General features: G+C 55.5%; 12 protein-coding genes and 1 tRNA gene. 6 read left to right on the top strand and 7 right to left on the bottom strand.

The window, feature by feature from the left end; genetic code table 11:
* Positions 1-16: 16 nt before the first annotated feature.
* Positions 17-541, bottom strand: coding sequence for an anti-sigma factor (locus IEX36_RS07245; protein WP_188758582.1), 525 nt, complete (start codon positions 539-541; stop codon positions 17-19).
* Positions 542-613: 72 nt separating this feature from the next.
* A complete protein-coding gene (locus tag IEX36_RS07240) occupies positions 614-1273 on the bottom strand; it encodes an RNA polymerase sigma factor (RefSeq protein ID WP_188758581.1) in 660 nt (219 codons plus the stop codon).
* 275 nt (positions 1274-1548) lie between these two features.
* Between IEX36_RS07240 and IEX36_RS07235 the strand changes: the two genes are divergently transcribed.
* Positions 1549-1623: transfer RNA gene (locus IEX36_RS07235), tRNA-Val, on the top strand.
* A 6-nt stretch (positions 1624-1629) separates the two neighbouring features.
* Here IEX36_RS07235 and IEX36_RS07230 read toward each other — a convergent pair.
* The gene (locus IEX36_RS07230) at positions 1630-1953 is read right to left on the bottom strand and encodes a hypothetical protein (protein WP_188758580.1); all 324 of its coding nucleotides are present in this window, start codon (positions 1951-1953) and stop codon (positions 1630-1632) included.
* A gap of 301 nt (positions 1954-2254) precedes the next feature.
* On the opposite strand from IEX36_RS07230, the gene IEX36_RS07225 reads away from it, so the two are divergent.
* From IEX36_RS07225 to IEX36_RS07215, 3 genes are all read left to right on the top strand, one after another.
* Complete coding sequence (locus IEX36_RS07225) at positions 2255-3433, top strand: LacI family DNA-binding transcriptional regulator (protein ID WP_188758579.1); 1179 nt, start codon at positions 2255-2257, stop codon at positions 3431-3433.
* A gap of 484 nt (positions 3434-3917) precedes the next feature.
* Complete coding sequence (locus tag IEX36_RS07220) at positions 3918-6197, top strand: FAD-dependent oxidoreductase (RefSeq protein ID WP_188758578.1); 2280 nt, start codon at positions 3918-3920, stop codon at positions 6195-6197.
* Positions 6194-7474, top strand: coding sequence for an MFS transporter (locus IEX36_RS07215; protein ID WP_188758577.1), 1281 nt, complete (start codon positions 6194-6196; stop codon positions 7472-7474). Before IEX36_RS07220 ends, IEX36_RS07215 begins: the two co-directional genes overlap by 4 nt.
* On the opposite strand, the gene IEX36_RS07210 is transcribed toward IEX36_RS07215, so the two are convergent.
* The 4 genes from IEX36_RS07210 to IEX36_RS07195 form a co-directional block, all read right to left on the bottom strand.
* Positions 7459-9849: an FAD-dependent oxidoreductase gene (locus tag IEX36_RS07210; protein ID WP_188758576.1), complete on the bottom strand. Its 2391-nt coding sequence runs from the start codon at positions 9847-9849 to the stop codon at positions 7459-7461. The two genes, IEX36_RS07215 and IEX36_RS07210, sit on opposite strands and share 16 nt — an antisense overlap.
* A 30-nt stretch (positions 9850-9879) precedes the next feature.
* A complete protein-coding gene (locus tag IEX36_RS07205; protein WP_188758575.1) occupies positions 9880-12132 on the bottom strand; it encodes a TIM-barrel domain-containing protein in 2253 nt (750 codons plus the stop codon).
* Positions 12133-12142: 10 nt separating this feature from the next.
* Positions 12143-13876 (bottom strand): glycoside hydrolase family 2 protein, encoded by a 1734-nt coding sequence (locus tag IEX36_RS07200; RefSeq protein ID WP_188758574.1) that lies wholly within the window; start codon positions 13874-13876, stop codon positions 12143-12145.
* Between the two features lie 140 nt (positions 13877-14016).
* Positions 14017-17424: a TonB-dependent receptor gene (locus IEX36_RS07195; protein ID WP_188758573.1), complete on the bottom strand. Its 3408-nt coding sequence runs from the start codon at positions 17422-17424 to the stop codon at positions 14017-14019.
* 756 nt (positions 17425-18180) lie between these two features.
* Here IEX36_RS07195 and galA point away from each other — a divergent pair.
* Together galA and IEX36_RS07185 are read left to right on the top strand one after the other, a co-directional pair.
* Positions 18181-21114 carry a beta-galactosidase GalA gene (gene galA / locus IEX36_RS07190; RefSeq protein WP_188758572.1) on the top strand — a complete coding sequence of 978 codons (2934 nt, stop codon included), beginning with the start codon at positions 18181-18183 and terminating at the stop codon, positions 21112-21114.
* Between the two features lie 93 nt (positions 21115-21207).
* The gene (locus tag IEX36_RS07185; RefSeq protein WP_188758571.1) at positions 21208-22833 is read left to right on the top strand and encodes a GH35 family beta-galactosidase; all 1626 of its coding nucleotides are present in this window, start codon (positions 21208-21210) and stop codon (positions 22831-22833) included.
* Positions 22834-22962 lie beyond the last annotated feature (129 nt).

Here is a 22962-nt window from a genome sequence, read left to right as displayed (position 1 = left end):
GAAAAATATTCGCAGTTTAGCTTGCAGGCGGCGTGGCCGTGTTGGTGTCAGCAGGGGCGTTTTCGTCTTGCATGAGCTGATCCATCGTCTGGAACGCCTGATCATTCGTGTCCATGATGCGGAGGTCGTTGACCGTGGCCGAGACTTGTGGAGTGGCAGGGTGATGGCCGAGTGACAGGTCAGCGAATGTGCCTCCTCCGACCAGAAGAACCAGCGCAAGAGCGCCAGCAAGCGCCGGGCGGAACTGGCGGCCGGTGTTGAACATCATCCGCGAGCGCAGCCGCTCAAACCAACCAGCGGGCGGCTCGTTCTGGGCTTCGCGGAGAAGAACAGCGAGCTTTTGGTCGAAGTAGGGGGAAGGCTCCGGGGCTTCCCAGGCATCGAGCAAGGCAAAGGTGGCCTGAAGCTGCTGGAATTCTTCGCGGCAGCCTGGGCAGGCGTCCATGTGCTCTCGTGCTGCAGCGCTTGTGGATGCTGCTGGATCCAGCAAGAGATCTGGGAGAGCGGCTTTCGTGTTTTGGCAGATCGTTGACGTGTTCATGGTCTGATCCTTTCCATCCGTTTCTATCGGCGCGTCCTGTATATGTCTTGCGTGCCGTGGTGCCCCAAAGGGCTAGATAAAATCCTTAAGTTTCTCGCGCAAAGTTTGATACGCGCGGAAGAGCAGCGATTTGGTTGCGGACTCGCTCAGCTTCAGTACCTCGCCGATCTGGCGGTAGTCCATGCCTTCGTACTTGTGCATCAGCACGGCCATGCGCTGCCTTTCCGGCAGAGACATGACGTGTTGCCGGATCGCCTCCATACGCTCCCGGCGCAAAATCTTTGCCTCGACGTCCGGGGCGGTATCAGCGACATCGGGTGTAGTCCCGGACTCCGGATCGGGCTCGTCCAGATAGACAGTTGAGGCGGACCGTTCGCGCCGGGTATCGCGCGCGTGGTTGACCCCGAGGTTGGTGGCGATGCGGTAGAGCCATGTGCTGAACCGTGCTTCAGCCCGGTAGGTCTCGCGCGAGCGGTAGACCCGCAGGAAAACCTCCTGCGCTAACTCTTCGGCTACGGCCTGATTGTGGACCATCCGATACATGAAACGGATGATTGGCTTGCGATACTTCTGGATCAGGTAGTCGAAGCCAGCCATGTTGCCGGTACGGAGCTCCAGCATAATGACGGCGTCGTCCATTTGGGCGAAATCGCCTGCGGCGTGATGGGACTCAGCCGCCTGCAGGTCTTCGAGTAGTCCGGGGCTGATCGCCAGCGTAGCCATATCCTCCATAACCCCATCTTCTGCTCCCGGTTGCGGCTTTCCGTTAATTTCGCCCAAATTTTGCCCTAACCCATCGGTGGAGGGGGCTTCGAAGGAGCGGGAGCTTTCGGAATGGGGGGATGGAACGGCCATTGCTGCTGGACAATTGTACCGCCGGAGAGGCGGGGCTCATGGCGATAATGGCGCAGGTCGGTTCCGGACGGGATACCTGGCCATGAGTAGGTTTGGAGTGCTATTCTATGGACTCTGAAGCCGGAAGATGCAATGTCTTCTATCGCGGCCGAGGGCGCATAACTCAGCGGTAGAGTGCCACCTTCACACGGTGGAAGTCGTAGGTTCGAATCCTGCTGTGCCCACCATAACTTTCAACAACTTAGGTGGTTGACGGCCGAAGCATTTGCGGCTTTTGTGGCAAATCCCAACGCCATGGCTGCGAAGCCTCCCACCAGCCATGCAGAGAAGCGATGCAACAGGGCGGCCTGCGTCGTGTCGATCTTCTCGATCATGGTGGCTTCGTTGGAGACACCCAGGTTCGGGTTGATCTGATGCAGCGTGCTCACCAACTCGGGGAGGAGTATGCTCTCCTGTTGCGAGGTGCGCACGGCGAGCGTGAAGGAGTGCTCGCCGATCTGGTTCATCTGGAAGTACTCTGTCGGCGCGATATTGGCATCGAGCTGGCCCTCACGCACGGCGTCGACTACAACGAACTATCAAATTAAATGAAACATTGAGATGACATGCGGGAAGATGGGTGTCATTCCAGGAAGAATAGGCAGGTTTTCGTACACCCGAGCGAATTAATGATCCAGCTCATCGCAATGAGGGGGAGTGCGAGGAACATGATAAGCAGCACTATTTGGACGGCGCGAACCCTAAAGCCATCGTCCCAACAAAGTCGAAAATAAACCCGGCGAAGAGGCCAACAATACCCTTAATGGCCCAGACATACAGCGCGCTACGGTTCAGGCGGGTGAAGAGCACATAATCGGAATGGGTTTGATCGTTGATGGTTCTGCAGCACGCATACGATCGTTGCGAAGAGATCAATTTGCACCTGATAAAGCCCAGATTTACAACGGTAAGACCGTCTTCTACAATCAGGAGGAGTTTTCCGGGGCATATGATTTCTTCGCATTCTTCAGGGGTGGGATGGCAACTATCTACGATGTTGCGAAGGCGGCCAATGTATCGATAGCTGCAGTCTCGCTCGTGATGAACGATCCGAAGACGCCTCGAGTGGGTGCCGAGCGCAGAAAGCAAATCCTTGAAATAGCTGCAAGGCTGGGTTATGCACCCAGCGGGCTTGCACGTGCGCTTAGTCGGGGATCTACACGTATTTTGGGTCTTGTCGTTCCCTCGCACGACCCGATCTTCTTCAACAACTTCATCGCCGGCGTGCTTGCGGGAATCCAGAGCTGCCTGATGGAACGCGGCTATCATCTGATGATCTATTCGCACAGCGCGAAGAGCGGACGGATCACTAAAGGCGAGTTGACGCAAAGTCGCTTTGTCGACGGCGTTGTCGTACTGAACACGCGCTTGTGTTCTCTACAAGACATGAAGAACAGTATTGATGACTTGAACAAGGCGCATATTCCGTTTGTGATGGCGAATTGCTATGCGGGCGACAATCAGATCAACTATGTCGGCGTGGATGACGCGGCGATCGGGCGGCGCGGCGCTGAATATCTGGCCAAGCATGGGCATAAGCGAATCGCGCTGATCAGCGGAGCTGTCAAGAGCCCCATGACGGAGCAGCTTCTCTCCGGCTTCAAGTCAGGGCTTGCCAAATCGGGCGGGCGCTTTCATCCAAGGCTTTATTTTTGCAGTGAGTATAACGCGACTTTGCTACACGATAAGCTGGTTCCCTGGTTTAAGCTGAAAAACCCTCCGACAGCGATCTTCTGCGCGGACGATCAACTTGTGCCGGATATATATCGAACACTCGACGAGTTACAGCTCCGCATCCCCAAGGACATCAGCATTCTAAGCCGTGGAGATCTTTCGATCGGGGCCGCTCTCAAGCCGCAATTAACGACTTTTGCTATACAGCCGTTTGAGATCGGCAAAAAGGCGGCGGAGCTTTTGATTGAGGCAGTCGAGGCACAGACTACGAAAACGCGCCGTATCTATCTGGATGCACCTCTCATTGTGCGCGAATCTGCCTGAAGAGGACTGCGCCCCGCTGTAGGCATGACCTTGGACTGGAGAATCTGCCAGCCGCATAGTTCCTACAGGCCCTACTCATCTGTGTGGCGATCAGGTAGGCAACGGTAAAAGACCACGTGCAAGAGGCGAGTTGCGATACGAGTGCCACTAAGGGGCACGCCTTTAGAACAAAGTCTCAGAAGATGTGTCCCTTTGGGAGGAATCTAGGGTTCTAACTCATCTCTGATGCCAGCGTTAATTTGCGTGCAGCGGCCTCGGGACAGGCATTTCGGAATTTACTGTACGGAACCGGATTGAGAGAGTATTTTGCGAAATATTGTTCATGTACGCAATCGTTTGAATTTCTTAAGTTGAACGCTTAATATAAGGCATATGGCTCTATTTTTATATCCGCGCTATGCGCTCTTCCAAACGGCCTTCGGCGACTTTTTTACGCCGGATTTTGTCCTCGGCAACGCAGTAGTCATCCAAGGGTTGGTTCCGCATGCTCATTCATGAGTTCAATCCCGAGGGCAGATCGCTACGCCGGGAGTGCCTTGACGCGGATCTTGCGGTAATCGGCGGAGGCATGGCTGGAGTCTGCTGCGCCATTACAGCGGCGCGTGAGGGCCTGCGAGTGATTCTCGTTCAGGATCGCCCTGTGCTTGGAGGCAACGCTTCAGGAGAGGTGCGCCTGTGGATTCTGGGAGCTACCTCTCACATGGGCAATAACAATCGCTGGTCGCGCGAGGGCGGCGTTGTCGACGAGATCATGGTGGAGAATCTGTGGCGGAATCCAGAGGGCAATCCGGTAATTTTCGACTCGCTTCTGTTGGAGTGGGTGACACGCGAACCAAACATCACGCTGCTACTGAATACCACAGCCAGTGCGCTCGAAAAAGATGCACAGGACGTCGTTCAGAGTGTGTCCACTTTCTGTAGCCAGAGCCAGACGGAATATATTATTTCCGCCTCGCTCTTCTGCGACGCGTCCGGTGACGGCATCCTCGGCTTTCTGGCTGGTGCGGCCTTTCGCATGGGAGCGGAGGCGGCTTCGGAGTTCGGAGAAAAACTAGCTCCGTCTGTACCCATTCATGAGTTGCTTGGCCATTCGCTCTACTTCTACAGTCGGGATACAGCGAGGCCGGTACAGTTTATTCCGCCGGCATTCGCCTTAAAGAACATCAAGGAAATTGTCCGTCATCGCGAGTTGAGGGTGACTGATTCTGGCTGTCGACTCTGGTGGCTGGAGTATGGCGGCGGCTTAGATACGATCCACGACACAGAGCAGATCAAGTGGGAGTTGTGGCGCGTGGCTTATGGTGTCTGGAATTACATTAAAAACTCCGGAGAATTCCCCGACGTCGCCAATTTGACACTTGAATGGATGGGGATGATTCCCGGCAAGCGCGAGAGCCGCCGTTTTGAGGGCGACTATATTCTCAGCCAGAACGATATTGTCGAGCAACGCACACATTTTGATGCCGCCTCGTTTGGCGGCTGGGCGATCGATCTGCATCCGGCAAAGGGAGTTTTCAGCCCCGAGCCGGCTTGTACCCAATGGCACTCGAAGGGCGTGTATCAGATACCCTACCGCACCATGTATAGCCGCAATATTCCCAACCTCTTTCTTGCTGGCCGCATCCTCAGCATTTCGCACATTGCCTTCGGGTCCACGCGCGTGATGGCGACTTGTGCTCACAATGCCCAGGCCGTCGGCATGGCTGCTGCGCTCTGTGTAGAAGAGAAGATTCTCCCGCGCCAGGTGGCAGAGCCCGAGCGTATGAGGCGGTTTCAGCAGCGGCTGCTCCGCACAGGTCAACATATTCCTGGGGTGCGCGCGGCCGATGCCGATGACCAGGCGCCTGAGGCCCACATCAGTTCTAGCAGCACCCTCGTTCTTGACGCACTCCAAAGCAGCGGGGAGTTGCATGCAGCGGAAACACCGTGTGCGCTTTTGCTGCCTCTTCTTGCTGGCGCCGTACCGGAGTTTACGTTGCTGGTAGATGCGGTCGCCCCCGTTTCTCTACATGCGGAGATATGGAAGTCCTCCCGGTCTGGAAACGCGACTCCGGATGTGAAGCTGGCTTCAGCCGTTACCTCACTTTTTGCGGGAACTTCACTGCCAGCTACATTTCGTTTTGACGTGAGGCTCAATGAGGATGCGCATGTCTTTCTCATTGTTCATCCCGCTCCAGGCATATCATTGCATCTGAGTCGTCAGCAGTTCCCCGGTGTGTTGACCCTGTGGCAAAAAATGAATCGTATGGTAGCAAAAAGCGTGGTGCAGAGCCCGCCGGAAGATTCTGGTGTTGATAGCTTCGCTTTTTGGTTGCCGGAGCGCAGGCCGGCAGCACGGAATCTTGCGGTGACTATTGCTCCCGGTGTGCAATGTTACGAGCCGCGAATGGTGGTGAATGGGTGGGGTCGCCCTTGGTGCGGTGTGAACGCATGGGCACCGTCGCGTGACGACAACGCGCCATGGCTGCGTCTTGTATGGGATCAACCACGCACAATTCGCAGTATTCAGGTTACCTTTGACACCGACTTCGATCACCCCATGGAATCGATTCTGATGGGGCACCCAGAGCGCGTTATGCCAGGTTGTCTCACGGCCTTCGACCTACGTACAGCCGAGGGAGAGACTCTGGCGGTAGTCAGTGAGAATCACCATACGCACTGGCGACTGATGCTTCCCCAGCCAATATCCACGTCTGGCATTGAACTTTCCCTGCGAGCCTGGGGGCCCGCGCCGCCTGCAATCTTTGAGGTGCGCTGCAATTGAATCCGACCGAGCCGACATGCACTGAAGATGCGCCCCGCTTCCGGCTTCTTCCTTCCCGTCGTTGGTATCTCATTGCGCTCATCTTTCTGGTGGCGCTAATCAATTACTTCGACCGGCAAAGCCTTTCGGTCATCGCGCCACGTTTTCAGGCTCTGTTTCACCTCTCCGACGAGGGCTACGGCCATATTGTCAGCTTATTTCTACTCGCTTCCGCGTTTTCGTACGCAATTGCCGGAGTCGTTACCGATTGGCTGGGAACACGCGCCAGCATGGCTATTTTTGTAGGGTGGTGGTCGGCAGCGGAGGCTGCAACAGCGATCGTGCGCACCGCTGGGCAACTGGCCGTAGCGCGCTTTTGTCTCGGGCTCGGTGAGCCTGGCTTGTGGGTAGTTGCGCCTAAGGTGGTGGGCGAGACGTTGCCGAAGAAGGACCATTCGCTGGCCATCGGCGTGTATACGCTCGGTTCGACAGTGGGCGCAGTCATTGCATTACCTGCAATCGCCGCCATTGTCGCCCATTTACCGTGGAAGACGGTTTTTGTGATTGATGGTACGGCGGGTTTACTCTGGCTGCCGCTGTGGTTATCTGCCTATCCGTCGGTGCGAAAAAGCACATCGGAGTCGGCAAGGGTCCGGGCTGTTGCGCAGCCCTCGTTGCGAGCCGTGCTCGCTAACGCCACAACGTGGCGCTTCATGGTCGCTCGCGGACTTACCGATCCGATCTGGTATTTTCTTCTGTTCTGGTATCCAAAATACATGTTCAGCGCCAGGCATTTGACGCTGGCCCATCTTGCGCGCATGGGTTGGCTTGTCTATCTGTTTGCAGGCGCCGGAACCCTATTAGGAGGATTTGTATCGGGGCGATTCATTCAGGGCGGTCTTACTCCAGCTCAAACCTATCGCCGTGTGATGTTTTGCTGTGCCGCACTGCTGCCGCTCAGCCCACTGGCGGCCACGTTGCCGAATGTGATGGCGAGCGTGCTGATTGCTTCGGTGATTGCACTGGCGCACATGGCCTGGCTCGTCACCCTTTCAGCAAGCATTGTCCATCTGTTTCCGTCATCACAACTCGGCACAGCATTCGGGTTGATTGCGGCAGGCAGCGGATTCGGGGGTATGGTCTCCATGGAGATCATTGGCCGTGTTGTGATGGCCCACGGCTATCTGCCGCTCTTCTTCGCCATGATGTTTCTGCATCCGATAGCGCTGGCACTACTGTGGAGCTCGTTGCGCGAACGGGACAAGAAAACGCTGCGTAACGATCACGTCTCTTCATGATAGGCACGTAATTCATAGACGCGGGCTTGCGGAGCTCCGTTTGTCTCGAGTAGACGAATACGTAATCTATCTGTGGTCACGGTCTCAAAGTGGTGCACGCGACGGCGATAGTAATTGTCGTCCTCCTGCGCAAGCGTTTTCCAGTCGCCAGCCAGTTTGGCGTCAATCTCATAGCGTTTGACGCACTCGGGGTAACGGAAACGAGGAAGTTGGATCCTCCTATTGGTATCGGTATCGAAGGTGATCTGTACGGTATTCAACCGCACCTGTGATGGAAACTTCAGCTCGAGCCATACAGGAAGCTGCTCAGCCGCGTCGGAAATGTAGATATTCGTCCACATGTCGGGACGATTGGTTCCGGACACGATGTTCTGCGGCCCGTATGGCTTCTGCTCCGGTATCGTGTGCATCGTGAAAACATGTCCGCCGGTTAGCGGACGCCATCTATTGCCAGGAGGTAGGTCCGCAGCAGTGGAGCCCACGGGTGTCTTCGATGGCTCGCCCGGGAGATCGCTGTGGAGAGCCCAACTGATCTCTGGCTGCGCCTCAATCCAGACAAAATACAAACCACCGGGCTTTGTGCGTGCATTCAACGTGAAGCGAACATATCCTTTATGATTCGCAAGAACTGTGGCGGAGGCACTGGCGATGGATGGCGAGGGTCGAAGATCCCAAACGTGTTCGATACGCCGTAACTTGAGGATCACGCGCTGATCTTGTGTGGCATTCGACTGCAGCAAAAGATCGATAGCGTGTAGCTGATCTGTCGAGACAGGGAAGACCTGACCGAGGGCGAAATGTGCGGAATGGAATGAGTCAGACTCCGGAAAAACGAGAGCGGCCTCGCTGCTTGCAGTTACGGTACCGCGCCGCGCGAGATCGGCTGAATCTTCGTTAACGACGCCGGGAATGGATGCATCCTGGCGGAGAAGCAGTTGTTGCAGTTCCTTTGCGTGTTTCTGTGCGACTAACTGCGGTTCGCATGCATGCTTCATGCAGAGTGCAGCGGCAGCGCCCACTGCTTGTCCTACAATCGCACCTGTCGGCAACACACGCGAGGAAGCGAAAGCGACATAGCTCGTTCCTATTGGCCGGCCAGCCGTAAATAGATTACGAACGTTGCGCGAGTAACAGGAGCGTAGAGGAATTCCGTACGGAATCGTACTGCGATACTGGAAGTTTTCATCAGTGCGCGGCGGTGGATAGGGGGGAATATGCTGCTTAAGAATTCCACCCGGCACATGGATGTCGATGCCCCACGATCCGTAGGCGATGTCGTCTGGATGAATGGAAGGGTTACGTACATCTTTCTCCGTCAGTACGTAATCGCCGAGGATCCTGCGCGATTCGCGTTTATACGGCCAGAAGCCGACGAATTCGAGCGCATAGTTCTTCGCTTTTTCACGTACATCGTCATGGGTGCAACGATTTTTAATGTGGTCCCAGACTCCTAACAATTGGCGCAGTGCTTCGTCGCGAATCTCTTCATTGTCGTGGATCGGATGCAACGGCGCGCCAACTTCGATCCACCAGTAGCCGCACTCAAAATGTCCGTGATCCCGGTCCGTGAGGTCGTCTTCGGTCTTGAATTCTGCGGCCCATTCCGGGCGCTTGAAAGGGATGGGACTGCCGGTATCGCGTGCGCGAAAGAAGAGTGTATTGCCCATGAGTCCATGGGTCGGTTCGGTTGGAGCGAGCGTCTCATTGTACTTCGCGCGTATTTCTTTGCCCCAGTGAAAATCAGCTCCAGAGCGGTAGCCGAGCACGCCGTCTCCCGTTGAGTCGATGAACATGGGTGCAGAAAGAATGAACTCGCGTTCGGTCCCCAACTGCGGTGCGCGAATCGCCTCAATATGCGCAGAGTCTCGCATAACAACCTCGCGCATGGTCGTATTGAGAAACAGCGTTAGATTTTTCTCGCGCTTGGCCCACTCGTACAACACCAGATCCCACTCTGAGTTCATCATGCCTTCGATGCGGGACTCCCAGTTACGCGCACGCTCCTCTTCCTCCATCTCTTCGAGAATGCCCGACTCCTTGATCCACGGACTGAACCCGCAGGTGTCTTCGGGATAGAGCCGTACTTCGCTTGAGGAGTTCCCGCCCAATGCAGAACGCTCGTGAACGAGCGCGGCGCGCGCGCCGTTGCGTGCGGCACTGATGGCTGCGCAGGTTCCAGAGATGCCGCCGCCGACTACGACAACATCGAAGGACCGGCGGATGACCTCGATTGTGCCAGGGCGGATATATCCTTGCGATCCTTCGGCATCGGCAACATCGAGCCGCGGGGTTGTTGCCTGAGCCTGCGACGGAGTTCCTGTTCCGGCTGCTCCCAATGCCAACAGAACACGCTGCACAAAATTTCTACGGTCCATCCCCATATGCGCGATCCCCCCTGCGAGTAACTAATGTGTTGAAACTCCGAGCGCGCGCACGCGGTAGCTCACGCCTGCCTGCGGCACAAAGGTAAAAGCGAATCCGTTTCTATCCGTAGCTATGGTCTTGCCATTCCGGTCGACGATGGTGGCGTTCTCCCATTGCTTCATGCCCCGCAGGCCGTGCACCTCCACATATACAGGCGCGCCACCTTGCGGGAGGGTGAGACTTACCTCGGCGTGCTCGGCAACCGGATAAATGCAGACGAGCAGCTTGCCTCCGCGATTCTCCAGCGTGATGCCCGATCCGCCGATAAACAGTGGCGTCTTGCCGGGAGGCAGAGCGAAATCCTTCAGCGTTTGATGTCCGCTGTAGAGTTTGCCTGTGTCGAAATCCATCCAGTTGCCTGCCGGCAGGTAGATGTCGCGCGCAGTCGCCTCGGCGTAGTCGTTGCCATAAAGCGGCACAGCGAGCATGGCGTCGCCGATCAGCCACTCGTATCCGCGGACAGTCGCGTTTCCGCGCCCATACACGTTGGGATCGTCGGGGAATGCAATGGGCAGCGGAGTCATGGCCCAGGGATAGCCGTCGTGCGCGAACCGCAGCGCGTTGCTGTAGATATAGGGAGCGATGCGCTGGTGCAACTGCGCGGCCTGCAGCATGACTTTGGCGGTTTCAGGTGAGAAGGTCCAGGGTGGTTCGCCCATTCCCATGCTGCTGTGCAAAGCGGCCCATTGCGCGTTTCGCATCATGTAGATCTGCATACGTTCGGTGCGCTGCGAGGCAAAACGATTTTCTCCGAATGTGCCGCCGACGATGTCCGGATAGACGAGAGGAAATCCGGAGTATGCGAGCGCCAGCGCGTTGACAGGGCCGCGATCCTGATTCTGGTCGAAGTTAAAATCGTTAATGCGGTGAAGATCGCCGTTGGATGAGAGGTAGCCATTGCGTTCGATAACGAGCTGGCCTTCCTCCATCAATCTGTCGTTGACGGGATCGACCTTGTCGTCGCGTAGCGCGTAGCCGCCGTAGCCATAGAAGTCTTCCTTCCAACCGTCGACACCGTAGGCCTGCCAGCGCTTGATAAGATCCATGTACCAGTCGAGTGCCTCAGGATTATGCGAGTCGAGCAGGTAGTAGGGCATCCGCGGCCAACCTCCATGAAAGACTTCTGGCTTGCCATCCTTCTGGAGAAAATAGCCTTTGGCAACACCCTCTGCGGAGTAGGGCCCAGTGGTAATGAAAGTGATGCGCAGACCCAGCATCACGTCGAGATGCTCCGACCTGAAGTGCTGGATAAATGCTTTGGGGTAGGGATATTTCTTATGATCCCAGAGACCAAAGGAGGTGGTCTCGTGCATCTCGGGTGCGTCAGGCCAGAAGCCGGAGCCGATCACCATCCAGCGTAGTGGATAACCCTCCGCTATGTAACGATCCACGCTTTCGCGCACGGTGGTTGCATTCGTGTTCCACCCGAGAGCACCGAAAGCTTCCCAGCCAACACCAAAGGCGCGATACTTCGGAGTGAAGACGCGATAGCCTTCGGCATTGCGTACCGCGAGGTACTGTGCGTATATCGCGTGCGGATCACCAAAGAAGTAGTAGAGATGCTCCTCGGCGTGAGAGTGCACAACACCCTGCACAATCTGCGCCGAGGACGTATGTACGATCTTCATGGTGGGATCGACGAGGAGTTCGGCAAAGCGCTGACGGGGATAGATAACGAAATTGCTGACCAGACGTGCAATACCTTGACCGGAGAGCAGGGTATCGTCAGCGAATCCGCTGATATCGGTATTGTATTGCCGTTGTGGGAGAGGCTTGAATTCATTTTCGACGGCGTGGTCCGCCAGGCCATAGGCAGGAGCAGCGCCGCTGGTAACAAAGCGCAACTCTTCACCGGGCTTTTCAGGAGATGCGATCAGTTCTGCGCGATGAGGTGAGAGGCGAACAGTTAGATGGATGTGCTCGCCGGCAGCGCTGGTTCCTGTCAAACGGCATTCGGTGGAGGAACAGGGGGCATCGAGCCTGAAGCTGACCGGGCTGCCGGCGAGTAAGACTCCGGCCCGCGCATCCTGAGTAACCGCGGCGTGCCCATTCTCAATGAAGGAGTAACGTCCTTCGGCGAGCTCCATTTGAAAGCCAATCCCATTGCTCTCAAGATGCACTCTGCCTGCATCCGAACTGCTCGCCCGAGCCGGTAGAGCGCCCCACATCCACGCTGCTGCAATCGCAGCCAAAGCTGCCAGCAATCTCCACCGCATTGCAACCATGTTATTCATCGCGTGCGTCTCATTTGCCTTTCAAGTAATCCGTGTTGAACAGATCCTGCACCACCTTCCAACTGTCGCGATGCTGCCGATCAATTGTGACGACGCCCCAGTTCCGTATTCCGTTAGAAGGGGTTCCTCGGATCAAAGATCTGTAATCGGCCCATGTCCAAAGCGAACCGCCGATCACCCATGGCCGCGCCTTCATTGCAGTAACAGCTTCCGTGATTGCCACAATGCGTTTCTGATCGTGCAGGTCCGGTTCGCCCATCCTGCCAAACTCGGTGACAAAGATGGGTTTATCGGGATAAAGCGCGTGAGCATGGTCAAGCGCATGCGCGTAATTTCCGTATGTATTGATGGAAACAAAATCAGAGTATTGGCTGGCCTCATCCTTTCCCGTCTTCACGGACGGGTCGCCCGTAAACCGCGAGGCGAAAGTAATGAGCCGTGTCGAGTCGAGGCCAAGCGTGAAGGCGCGCATATCACGTGTCCAGTCGATGCCGTCTTTGGTAAACGATTCGTATTCGTTCCCTACGCTCCAGGCAATTACCGAAGGATGATTCCAGTCCTGCGCCATCATCTCTTTCATTTGTCTTTTCCATGTCGCGCGAATGCCAGGATCGGCCATCTGCCATGCGCTCATGTTCCAGTTTCCCGCTTCGGCGATTATCAGCATCCCATGGCTATCGGCAAAGTCGAGCAGCGCTGGCGCCTCCGGATAATGCGCGATGCGCATCATGCGCATATTGTCAGCAAGCATATCGCTCATGTCGCGTTGAACGATCGCATCCGACTCGCGCAAGCCTTCGGTCGGATCTTCGCTGACACGATTGGCGCCAAAAAGGTGCACGGCCCTGCCGTTGAGCAGCAGTTCCGTGCCTTGCACCCGAATCTGACGTATTCCGACTTTCGCGGTCAGTTCGTCGCCTGGAACCGAAAGAGCTACATCGTAGAGATAGGGGTCGTGGACATCCCAGAGATGTACATGATGCAGAGTTCCCGTCCACTCAACCTCGGTATCCGCGCCGGCATGGACCTGGGTTCTGGGAAAATACACTGCGAGCCCTGCGACTGTGCCTCGTATGACGGTGGTTGCTGTTGTTGATCCGCCATTATGAAGCCACGCACGGATGACAATGTGCGCCGAGTGGTGCGCGAGGTTGGGCGCTGCGTCGACTTTCATGTTCCGCAGATAAACAGAATTGCTGATGAGCAGGCTTACAGGTCGAACGATGCCGCCATACGGCATCCAGCCTACGATGGTGGGCTCTTCAGCCGTGCCGCGAGGGGGATAGCTGCGTGATCCGTGCGAGGTAGCAAGTGCGGGAATATTGGTGAGCGTGGGCGTGTTGTTGACTTCGACGAGGAGATGGTTACTTCCGGTTCTGAGCAGCTTTGTTACTTCGAATTCAAACGGAGTGTAGCCGCCTTCGTGCGTTCCCAATCTTCGCCCATTGAGCCAAACCGTCGCTTCGTTGTAAACGGCATCAAAGTGCAGGCGAATAATCTGTCCCGGCTTGACCACGGGCATTTCAAAGTTGCGCTGGTAGATCGCGTCGCCAATATAGCGGCGATATTGTGGATCAGATGGCCAACAGTGGGGGACGATTACCTGGGTCGCCTGCTGAGCAAGAGTTGTGCGAAATGTCCATCCAGAGCCGTCGAGGCTGATTTTTGTTGCGCCAAGAAGTGGCAATGCGGCGCCCAGCAGAAAAATCACAATTGCGACACATTGCCGCCTGGTTCTCAGCATTCTCATCCTCTGCATCAGGGTTAGCTAAAAGTATCGTCAAGGTTGAAGTGAGCGATCACTATGCTTCCACAAGGAAAAGCACGCTTGCAGTCCGGCATGGTACAGCATTCCAGTAGGCTTACATTTGCAAGATAAAGTCTCTAGAACATGATCTTGGCGCCTAGCTGTACATTGCGCGTGGTTACGGCTCCGCTGGTAATCATGCCGAAGGAAGAACTCGTATTCAACCCGCCTTCAGCATACGGATTGGTCGGGTCTACAGGAGCGCCCGCGACGAAGCCCGCTCCTGGCATCGGCAAATTGGGGTGGTTCAGCGCGTTGTAAGCCTCGATACGGAATTCGAGTGCGACGCGATCTGTAATATGCGTTGTCTTGAAGAGCGATGCATCGAGATTCACTGTACCCGGACCACGCAAATTACCAAGCATGCGCGGCACATTGCCGAAGGTGTAGTCCGGAGGATTCACAAACGCCTGCGGATTGAACCACTCCAACTGGCCGGTGCGATACAGGGTTGAACGGCCCTGATGCTTCACAAATACGCTGACGTTGGGATTCCAGTTTGGTCGGCTTGCAAGTTGATTATTGGCGCCGCTGATGCCGATGGGCCGTCCCGATTCGATAGTTAGAATACCGTTGACCTGCCATCCGCCGACGATGCGATCAGTTGCTGGGCGGTTCAAAAAGTGGTGCCCTTTGCCGAAAGGAAGATCGTACAGTACGGATGCGGACATACGATGCGTAACGTCGATCGTGTCGACCGAGTGTTCTGCTTCCGGATTATATGGATTCTGAGGGCCTGCCGAAGTGCCGGTTCCAACAGCGGAGAGATTAGAAACGTCCTGGACGCCAGCGTCGGTGATCTTACCAAAGGTATAAGCTCCCATCACCTGTAACCCGCTTGCCGCGCGGCGCTGCACGGAGAGCATTGCAAGATTGGACCAGTATGACCCGTTTCGCGGATTCTGCGTAACGACACTCGACATGTACGGATACGGCTTGAGCATTTGCGCCTTAGTAAGGGTGGCCGCACCGAGGCTTCCTGGAACCAGTCCAGCGTAGGGATTCGTAGTCTGCGCGCTGAGTGCAGCTGTACCAAGACTGTAGTACTGCGGCGCAAGGAAGTTCAGATTGGGAGAGAAGTTCTCGAAATGGTTTCCGTGGTTCCCGGCATATGACGCATCAACAACCACGCCAAACGGCAAGGCGCGGGACAATGTAAGCGAATAAAGCTGCGCGGAAGGGTCTTTGGCTTCGGGATCGATATAGGCTGCCGACTGCCCCAAAAATGCATTGGGACCACCAGCGGCACCCACAGGCTGCGCCCACTGGCCTGGCAGTCCGTTCTTCAATGAGAAGTCATAGCCGTGTGCGGTCGAAGCGCTCCACGATGTCGTCATTGTCGTATAGCCGGCCGGATTGCCGGATGATTCGTCGTAGCTGTAAACGGCCGTGGAAGGATAATAGATGGCAAAGCCTCCACGAAGGACGGTCTCGCTCTTTCCATCGAGCGAATATGCGAAGCCGAGACGCGGACCGAAATCGCCAAAATTTTCCTTCACAAAATTGCGTCCGTATCCTGCGGTGTCTGCATACTCTACCAGGCCCATGAAGAGGCTGTTGGACGGATTCGGCTGTGTAATGTCGAAGTTCTGGATGCCGTTGTGCTTTTCGACAGCCTGGGTCATCATGTCGTAACGCAGCCCGGCATTGATGGTCAGCCGGGAGGTGGCGCGCCAATCGTCCTGAATGTAGCCGGCAAATAGCATTCTTCGAAAGGCAGAGCCTTCCTGTACAAGCTGGCTTGCGCCGGTCACCTGACCGAGCATGAACGATGCGAACTGGCTTCCTGTGCCCGACACGACTGTTGTATCGCTCCCCTCTGCAGTTGTGCCCGCGCCAAAGTTGAAGTTACCCGATGCTGATGAGCCTGTCTGGTTGTTGTATCCCTCTGTCCACGTGATGTTGCCGCCAATGTGCAGTGTGTGATTTCCTTTGCTCCAGGTGACATCGTCAATGCCTGCGATGCTTGTGGAAGCGCGGAAGCCGACGGTGATGTTCGGAGCCACTACGCCGTTGCTCATCTGAGGAATTTCGATGCCCGTGTCGTTGGGAAGTCCGATCTTACTGGCGATATTTTGATATGCCGATGCAGCCTGGAAGGGAAAATCGCTTCGCATCATGCTGATGCGTGCATCGTTTAGCAACGTCGCCCTAAAGATGTGCGTTTCAGAGAGTACGGCGCTTTGCGTCTGAAGATGATCGTTGCGGTGGCTGTAGAGTCCGGGTAGCCCTCCTGCATTAGTGCCATTATTGGTGCCATTGAAGTAGTAAGCGTAACGGGCCATCATGCTATCGCTGTCCGAGATACTGTAGTCGCTACGCACGATCCCCTGTCGCTCGCTGGCGATAACCGGCAGCGCATACAGATAGTTGTTGGCATGAGTGCACGAGTTGTAGCCGCCCGATGTGTTGTTTGGTAGCGGATAAAACATCTTGCTGTAAGCTGCGGCAACTGAGTCCAGACGCGAGGGTGGGATGACGTTCTTTGTTCCGTTGTATGCAAACTGCTGACGCTGGCCGTTGACGACGTTGTCTGCATCGTAAATATTGACGGGCGTACAAACACCGTTCACGAGTTGGCGAAGATCGCTGAAATCGCCTTGGTATTCTTGCGCTGTGGGCAGCGTAAAGTAAACGGGGTTGGCGCTGGTGAACTGATATCCCTCGTAGTTTCCGAACAGAAACATTTTGTTGCGAAGAAGCGGTCCGCCCAGGGTTGCGCCATAGTTGTTGAAGCGAAGCTCCTGTTTGCCGAATGCGGGTCTCGGGAACGATTGTTCGGCGTCCAGGGCATCATTGCGGAAGAACTCGTATACGCTGCCATGCAGGGTATTGCTTCCTGAGCGCGTAACTACATTAATGACACCGCCGGAAGTGTATCCAAACTGTGCAGGAACCACACCAGTCATGATGCGGTATTCCTGCACAGCATCTGACTTGAGGTTGATCGCGACTTCACCTAGCCAGTTCTGCGTGTTCGAGACACCGTCGAGAAGGTTGTTGTTTACGCCAGCGGCACCACCATTGATGCGGACAGCTGATACAGCTGTGCCACGATTTTGAAAGCCTTCGTTTACGGCTCCCACGGCAGACACGACACCAGGAGAAAGCGTGGCTAAAGCCAAAACACTGCGACCATTGACAGGCAGCTGCTGAGCGGAGCGATGGTCGATTGTGCTGCCGATTTCAGCGTCAGTTGTATCCATCACGGGAGGTGTCCCCAGAACCGTGACGGTCGTGTTAGCTGTGCCGACTTTAAGCACAAGGTTGGCCTGCACGTGCGCTGCCGTATCCACGTTCAGATTGCGAATAGTCGCATTCGAAAAGCCTGCTTTTTCAGCGGTTACTGTGTATTGTCCGACCTGCAACGGCTGCGAAGTGTAATAGCCGGACGCATTGGTGACAAGCGTATAAACAAGGCCCGTACTTTGCCAGAGTACGGTGACTTTGGCTCCCGCCACAGCAGCTCCTGATTGATCGGTCACCGATCCCAAGATATAACCGACGTCTTGCTGCGCGATTGCCGTGCCGCACGCGCAGACAAGGAAGGCCAATCCTAAGACGACGCGTAAGCAAGCGTGGAAGGCGCCAGGACCCGGGTACGGGAAATATGATTGACGATGTGCCACTGCCCTCATGTAGTGATTCCTTTCAGTGTTCGCTTGTACTGCCGTGAGAATAAGCATTGACGTCGAGTTTAGTGTAGCGCTTAACTTAGCAGGAGCGAGATAGCACTACTTCTCTAGCGGGAATCGTCTGGTCTCATACATTGCAGAATCCTACCGCTATATCTCAGTACTTTTACCAATTTACGAATCGATGATGCGAATATTAATAAGTGTAATTCACGCTTGTCAAGCGCTTAATGCATCTAGCCGATTCTCTGATTTGCGCTCTATAACTTCAGCCTTCCGTAGAGAAGCCAACGTGGAGATTCAGGTCGGCAGGCTGCCCACCACGTGCCCGATTCAGTGTTTAGTAGAACTATCCAGACCATCCTACGAACTAAGATGAATGATCCTACGCTCTAAGGCGATCATCAGAGCTTGTGTGCGATCACGAGCTCCAAGCTTTTCGAGAATATTTGCTGACGAGGATATTGCTGATGAGGCACTACCAGGATTGTGATGTGTTTTAGTCCAGAGGACTGAGGATGTATGCTGTCGTGGAGTGTGGCGTCGAGCCAATAAACAACAATGATCCAGCCCATAAGGCTGCTGCAGATGAAATGAAAGGTCAAGATGAAACCGCTTTCGCGTCGAGATGTTCTGAAATCGTCACTTCTGGTTCCCGCGGCCGTGGCTGCGCAGCCGCTAAAGCCGATCGAGGCTGCTCTTCCAGCACCACTTTCAGCCGACGCTTCGATACCCGCATCGGATCCGTCTGAGCCAGGCGCCGGCCGAGAGCGACTCCTGCTCGATTTTGGCTGGCGCTTCCACTTCGGGCATGCATGCGACACGAGCAGGGATTTTGGGTTCGGCAGTGGCCGCGCCGGGAACTTCCAGAAGACGGGAAATTTCCTGCCTGCAGGGTCACTCGCCTTTGACGACACCGACTGGACGGCCATAGGCCTGCCGCATGATTGGGCCGTTGAGTTGCCTTTCGTCAATGATCCCGCGCTAGCGAGCAAAGGCTTTCACCCACTGGGCCGCAACTATCCGGAGACGAGTGTCGGGTGGTACCGTCGAGTCTTTGAACTGGACGAAACGGATCGGGGCAAGCGCATCTCTCTCGAATTTGACGGGGTGTATCGGGAGGCAATGGTTGTCCTCAATGGCTTCTATGTTGGTCGGCATAGTGGTGGGTACGATCCTTTTCGCTTCGACGTGACTGACTTTGCCAATCCTGGCGGTCGCAATGTGTTGTTGATCCGCGTCGACGCTACCTCCTCAGACGGCTGGTTCTATGAAGGAGCAGGAATCTATCGGCATGTCTGGCTTGTGAAGACAAATCCCGTGCACGTTAAACAGTGGGGTACTTTTGTTCGCTCCGAACTAAAGCCTGCCTCGGCAGCTCTCTCCATTCGGACGGAACTGGTAAATGACACGGCCGAGGCCAAGAATGCCCGTGTGGTCTCTACGATCCTCGATCCGGATGGGAAGGAAGTGGGCAAAGCCGTTACTGCTCTAATCTCGATGTCAGCTCGCGGAGAACAGGAACTCGAACAACAAATCACAGTCAGCCGCCCGCGATTGTGGTCGCTCGAAGAGCGCAATCTCTACGTTCTCATTACCGATGTTCGCTCCGGTGGCGATGTTGTCGATCGCTACATAACTCGCTTTGGTATCCGGTCAATCAAAATGGATTCTTCCCGCGGCCTGTTGCTTAACGGTAGCCCCGTGAAGGTGAAGGGCACTTGCAACCACCAAGACCACGCGGGTCTTGGTGTGGCCTTACCGGATTCCGTACAGTATTTCCGTATCCGCAAGCTCAAGGAGATGGGCTGCAACGGGCTGCGCACTTCACACAATCCCCCCACGCCTGAACTACTCAATGCATGCGATGAGCTGGGAATGCTGGTGTTTGCCGAGACGCGCATGATGTCATCGAACCCAGAAGGCCTCGCGCAGTTTGAAAACCTCGTTCGAAGCGACCGAAATCATCCCAGTGTCTTCATGTGGTCGATGGGCAATGAGGAAGCCACTGCCAATTCTGAGCGTGGCGTCGGAATTCTAACTGCAATGAAAGCAGTGGCCTACCGTCACGATGGCTCAAGGCCTGTATCCATCGCGCCGACTGGTGCGATTGGTACGGGAGGACTGACTGTTTGCGATGTGATCGGCTACAACTATGAAGACCCCCAGGCCGCGGCATATCACAAAGCCCATCCTGATCGGCCCGTGATAGGGACTGAGACGGTGAGCGCCGTCGGCACACGTGGGATTTACATCACAGATCCAAGCAAAGGATTCGTCAGTTCCTACGATCCGTACACCACGACGGGTCGGGCTTCGGCCGAAGGCTGGTGGCGGTTTTGCGATTCACAGGATTGGCTGGCCGGTGGTTTCGTCTGGACCGGCTTTGACTACCGCGGCGAGCCATCGCCGAACGGATGGCCCAACATCAGCTCTCAATACGGAGTCATCGATACATGTGGCTTTCCCAAAGACACCTTTTTCTATTACCAATCCTGGTGGACACAGAGTCCCGTGCTTCATATCTTTCCTCACTGGAACTGGCCAGGTTACGAAGGTAAGAAGATCGCCGTGTGGGTTCACTCCAATTTGGACAAAGTGGAGCTCTTGCTGAATGGCCAACGCCTGGGCATGCAAGACGTTCAGAAGAACCATCACCTGGCCTGGAACGTTGTCTACGCTCCAGGCACGCTCGAAGCTCGCGGCTACAAAGACGGAAAGCTGGTTTTTACCAAGATACGCGAGACAACAAGTGCTCCCGCCCAGATCGCTCTTTCCGCAGATCGAATGGAGATTGCTGCAAATGGTGAAGATGTCGCAATGTTCACCGTTGAAGTTCGTGACGCCAAGGGCCGAGTCGTGCCCATCACCGAGAACGAGATTGCCTTCAAGATTCGAGGTGAAGGCAAACTCATCGGGACGGGCAACGGCGATCCTACCGACCAAAGTCCGGACAAGGGAACCTCACGCAGGGCTTTCGGCGGCCTTTGCATGGCGATTGTGCAGTCTACGAAGACCGCCGGCACTATTACTTTAGAAGCTTCTTCACCAGGTCTCGCCCCTGTGACTCTCGCGATTAATGCCAAAGAAGCAGCTCTCCGCCCACATGTATCCGAATGGGAACGCAAGATTCCTGAAGGCGGGGGAGCGAACGGCCTTTGGCGTCCTGAGCATGACTCGGTCGCGGAGATTCTTGTCCTCTCGCAGCAAGGGGCGCAATTGACTGGTTCAGCAGATGGTTTTGGAAGTAGTTGGGCCGGTGGAAACGATTCCGCAAGCCCGATCGAAGATGGTTCGATGAGCGGCGACAGGGTTACCTTTCGAATCGGCGGCACCATTTACACGGGCACGGTCGATAACGATCGAATGGAACTTGCACGTTCATCCCGCTCGGACCAACGATCCCGTCCCAATCCGCTCGAACTGGCGGACAAGACCTTGGCGATTGGACCCGCTCCCGACGGGTCGGATCCCTCACGCGGCCCGAATCCGCGCCCTCAACCGGCGCAACAATTGGTGCTGCGACGCGTGACGCGGTAGCCAACTTCAACTCGGTAATGGCGACTTGAGCTCAAATAGTCGCATAAGATGCAGATCGATGGGCAGCAATCATAAAAGGAAGGAAGGAATCAGGTGTTCAGAACCGCTCAGAGAGTATTCAGTGGATTGGTTGCTCTAGTAGTGTTTGCCTCCCTACTCAATACGCAGGATCTGCTGGCTCAGTCTGCAGAAGCTCCCAGGCTCGTCCAAAAGGACGGCCGCTATAGCTTGCTCGTCGATGGTCATCCATTTCTAATTCTGGGAGGGCAGATTCACAATTCAAGCGCGTGGCCGAGCGAATTGCCACAGGTTTGGCAGTCGCTTGAGGCTCTGCACGCTAACACCGTAGAGGCGCCCGTTTACTGGGAACAGCTCGAGCCTCGCGAAGGGCAATTCGACTACTCGAACGTGGATCAGCTGATAGACGGCGCCCGCGCACATCATCTGCATCTGGTGATTCTTTGGTTCGGTACATGGAAGAACGGCAACATGCACTATGTGCCTGCATGGGTCAAGAACAACCCTCAGCGCTTTCCCCATGTTGTCCGACCAGATGGCGAGCCAATCGACGTGCTTTCGGCCAATTCGCGAAACAATCTCGAAGCCGACAAAGTTGCGTTTGTCGCATTGATGCACCATCTCAACCAAATCGACGGCGACAAGCACACAATCCTGTTGATCCAAGTAGAGAATGAGTCGGGGATCATTGGTAGCGTGCGGGACAACTCCGCAGCGGCGGAAAAGGAGTTTGCCGCTACCGTTCCAACGGACCTCCTGGCGGCCGCGCATAAGCAATCCGGAACATGGAAGCAGGTGTTTGGTTCTGACTCAGACGAGATCTTCCAGGCATACTACCAGGCGAAGTACATAAACGAGATCGCATCGGCCGGTAAACGTGAGTTCAACATTCCGTACTATATGAATGTATGGCTCGATTATCCTTCAGCGGCGCTACCACAACGGCAGGTGGAATCTCCCGGAATCGCCTATCCGAGCGGCGGCGCGGTGCAGAAGATGATTTGGCTCTGGCGCGCGTTAGCTCCCTCGATCGATATGATTGGACCGGACATCTACACGAACGATTCACAGTCCTATCGTGAGGTTTTGCAGACTTATCGTCGATCGGATAATCCACTGTGGATTCCGGAAACCGGGCGGACTGACAGCTACGCCAAACTCTTCTTCTATGCCCTTGGAGACGGTGCTATCGGATTCTCGCCGTTCGGCGTCGACCAGACCGGAGAGACTATGGTCGGTGACCAGAAATGGGCCGGTCACAGTTACAACTTTGCACTGATCGGCCCAATGGATCGAGAGATAGCAGCATTGGAGTCTGAAGGTAAGGTCAAGACTGCTGTTGAGGAGCCAGGAAAGGCGACGCAAGAACTCGATTTTGGCGAGTGGCAAGCTACAGTTGCGTTCGGTTTTCCGCAACCCGATGGTCGCCCCGCGCCCGGTACGAAAGATATCCATGGCGTGGCTCTGATTGCTCAACTCGGCCCAAACGAGTTCTTGGTCACTGGCAAAGACGCAAGTGTCATTTTTCATTTGCCAGGAAAATTGCCGTGGATGCGGAGCCAAATTGTGACCGCAGAGCAGGGAACTTATGAAGGTGGAGTTTGGAAACCGATCCGGCTTTGGAATGGGGACGAAACGGATCGCGGCCTTTGCTTCCACCAGAAGCCTGAAGTTGTTCGTGTCACGATGGAACGGTTCTAGCCCGCCTGGAGACAATGGGCCGATTCCGTTGGATCGACTCGCTCTCATTCCACGTGGCTGCCCGTCGCGTAGCTCATGCACTGCACGTCAATTAGCGCTGATAGACAGGGCCTTCTTTGCACCGCAAGG

The organism is Edaphobacter acidisoli (assembly GCF_014642855.1).
Lineage (GTDB): Bacteria > Acidobacteriota > Terriglobia > Terriglobales > Acidobacteriaceae > Edaphobacter > Edaphobacter acidisoli.
This window is presented reverse-complemented; position numbering and strand designations above follow the sequence as displayed.

Excerpts from the sequence above, each read along its gene's own strand:
- IEX36_RS07225 (WP_188758579.1), top strand. The coding sequence starts at position 2,255 with ATGGGTTTGATCGTTGATGGTTCTGCAGCACGCATACGATCGTTGCGA.
- IEX36_RS07240 (WP_188758581.1), bottom strand. The coding sequence starts at position 1,273 with ATGGAGGATATGGCTACGCTGGCGATCAGCCCCGGACTACTCGAAGAC.
- IEX36_RS07245 (WP_188758582.1), bottom strand. The coding sequence starts at position 541 with ATGAACACGTCAACGATCTGCCAAAACACGAAAGCCGCTCTCCCAGAT.
- IEX36_RS07210 (WP_188758576.1), bottom strand. The coding sequence starts at position 9,849 with ATGGACCGTAGAAATTTTGTGCAGCGTGTTCTGTTGGCATTGGGAGCA.
- IEX36_RS07220 (WP_188758578.1), top strand. The coding sequence starts at position 3,918 with ATGCTCATTCATGAGTTCAATCCCGAGGGCAGATCGCTACGCCGGGAG.
- IEX36_RS07205 (WP_188758575.1), bottom strand. The coding sequence starts at position 12,132 with ATGAATAACATGGTTGCAATGCGGTGGAGATTGCTGGCAGCTTTGGCT.
- galA (WP_188758572.1), top strand. The coding sequence starts at position 18,181 with ATGAAACCGCTTTCGCGTCGAGATGTTCTGAAATCGTCACTTCTGGTT.
- IEX36_RS07200 (WP_188758574.1), bottom strand. The coding sequence starts at position 13,876 with ATGCTGAGAACCAGGCGGCAATGTGTCGCAATTGTGATTTTTCTGCTG.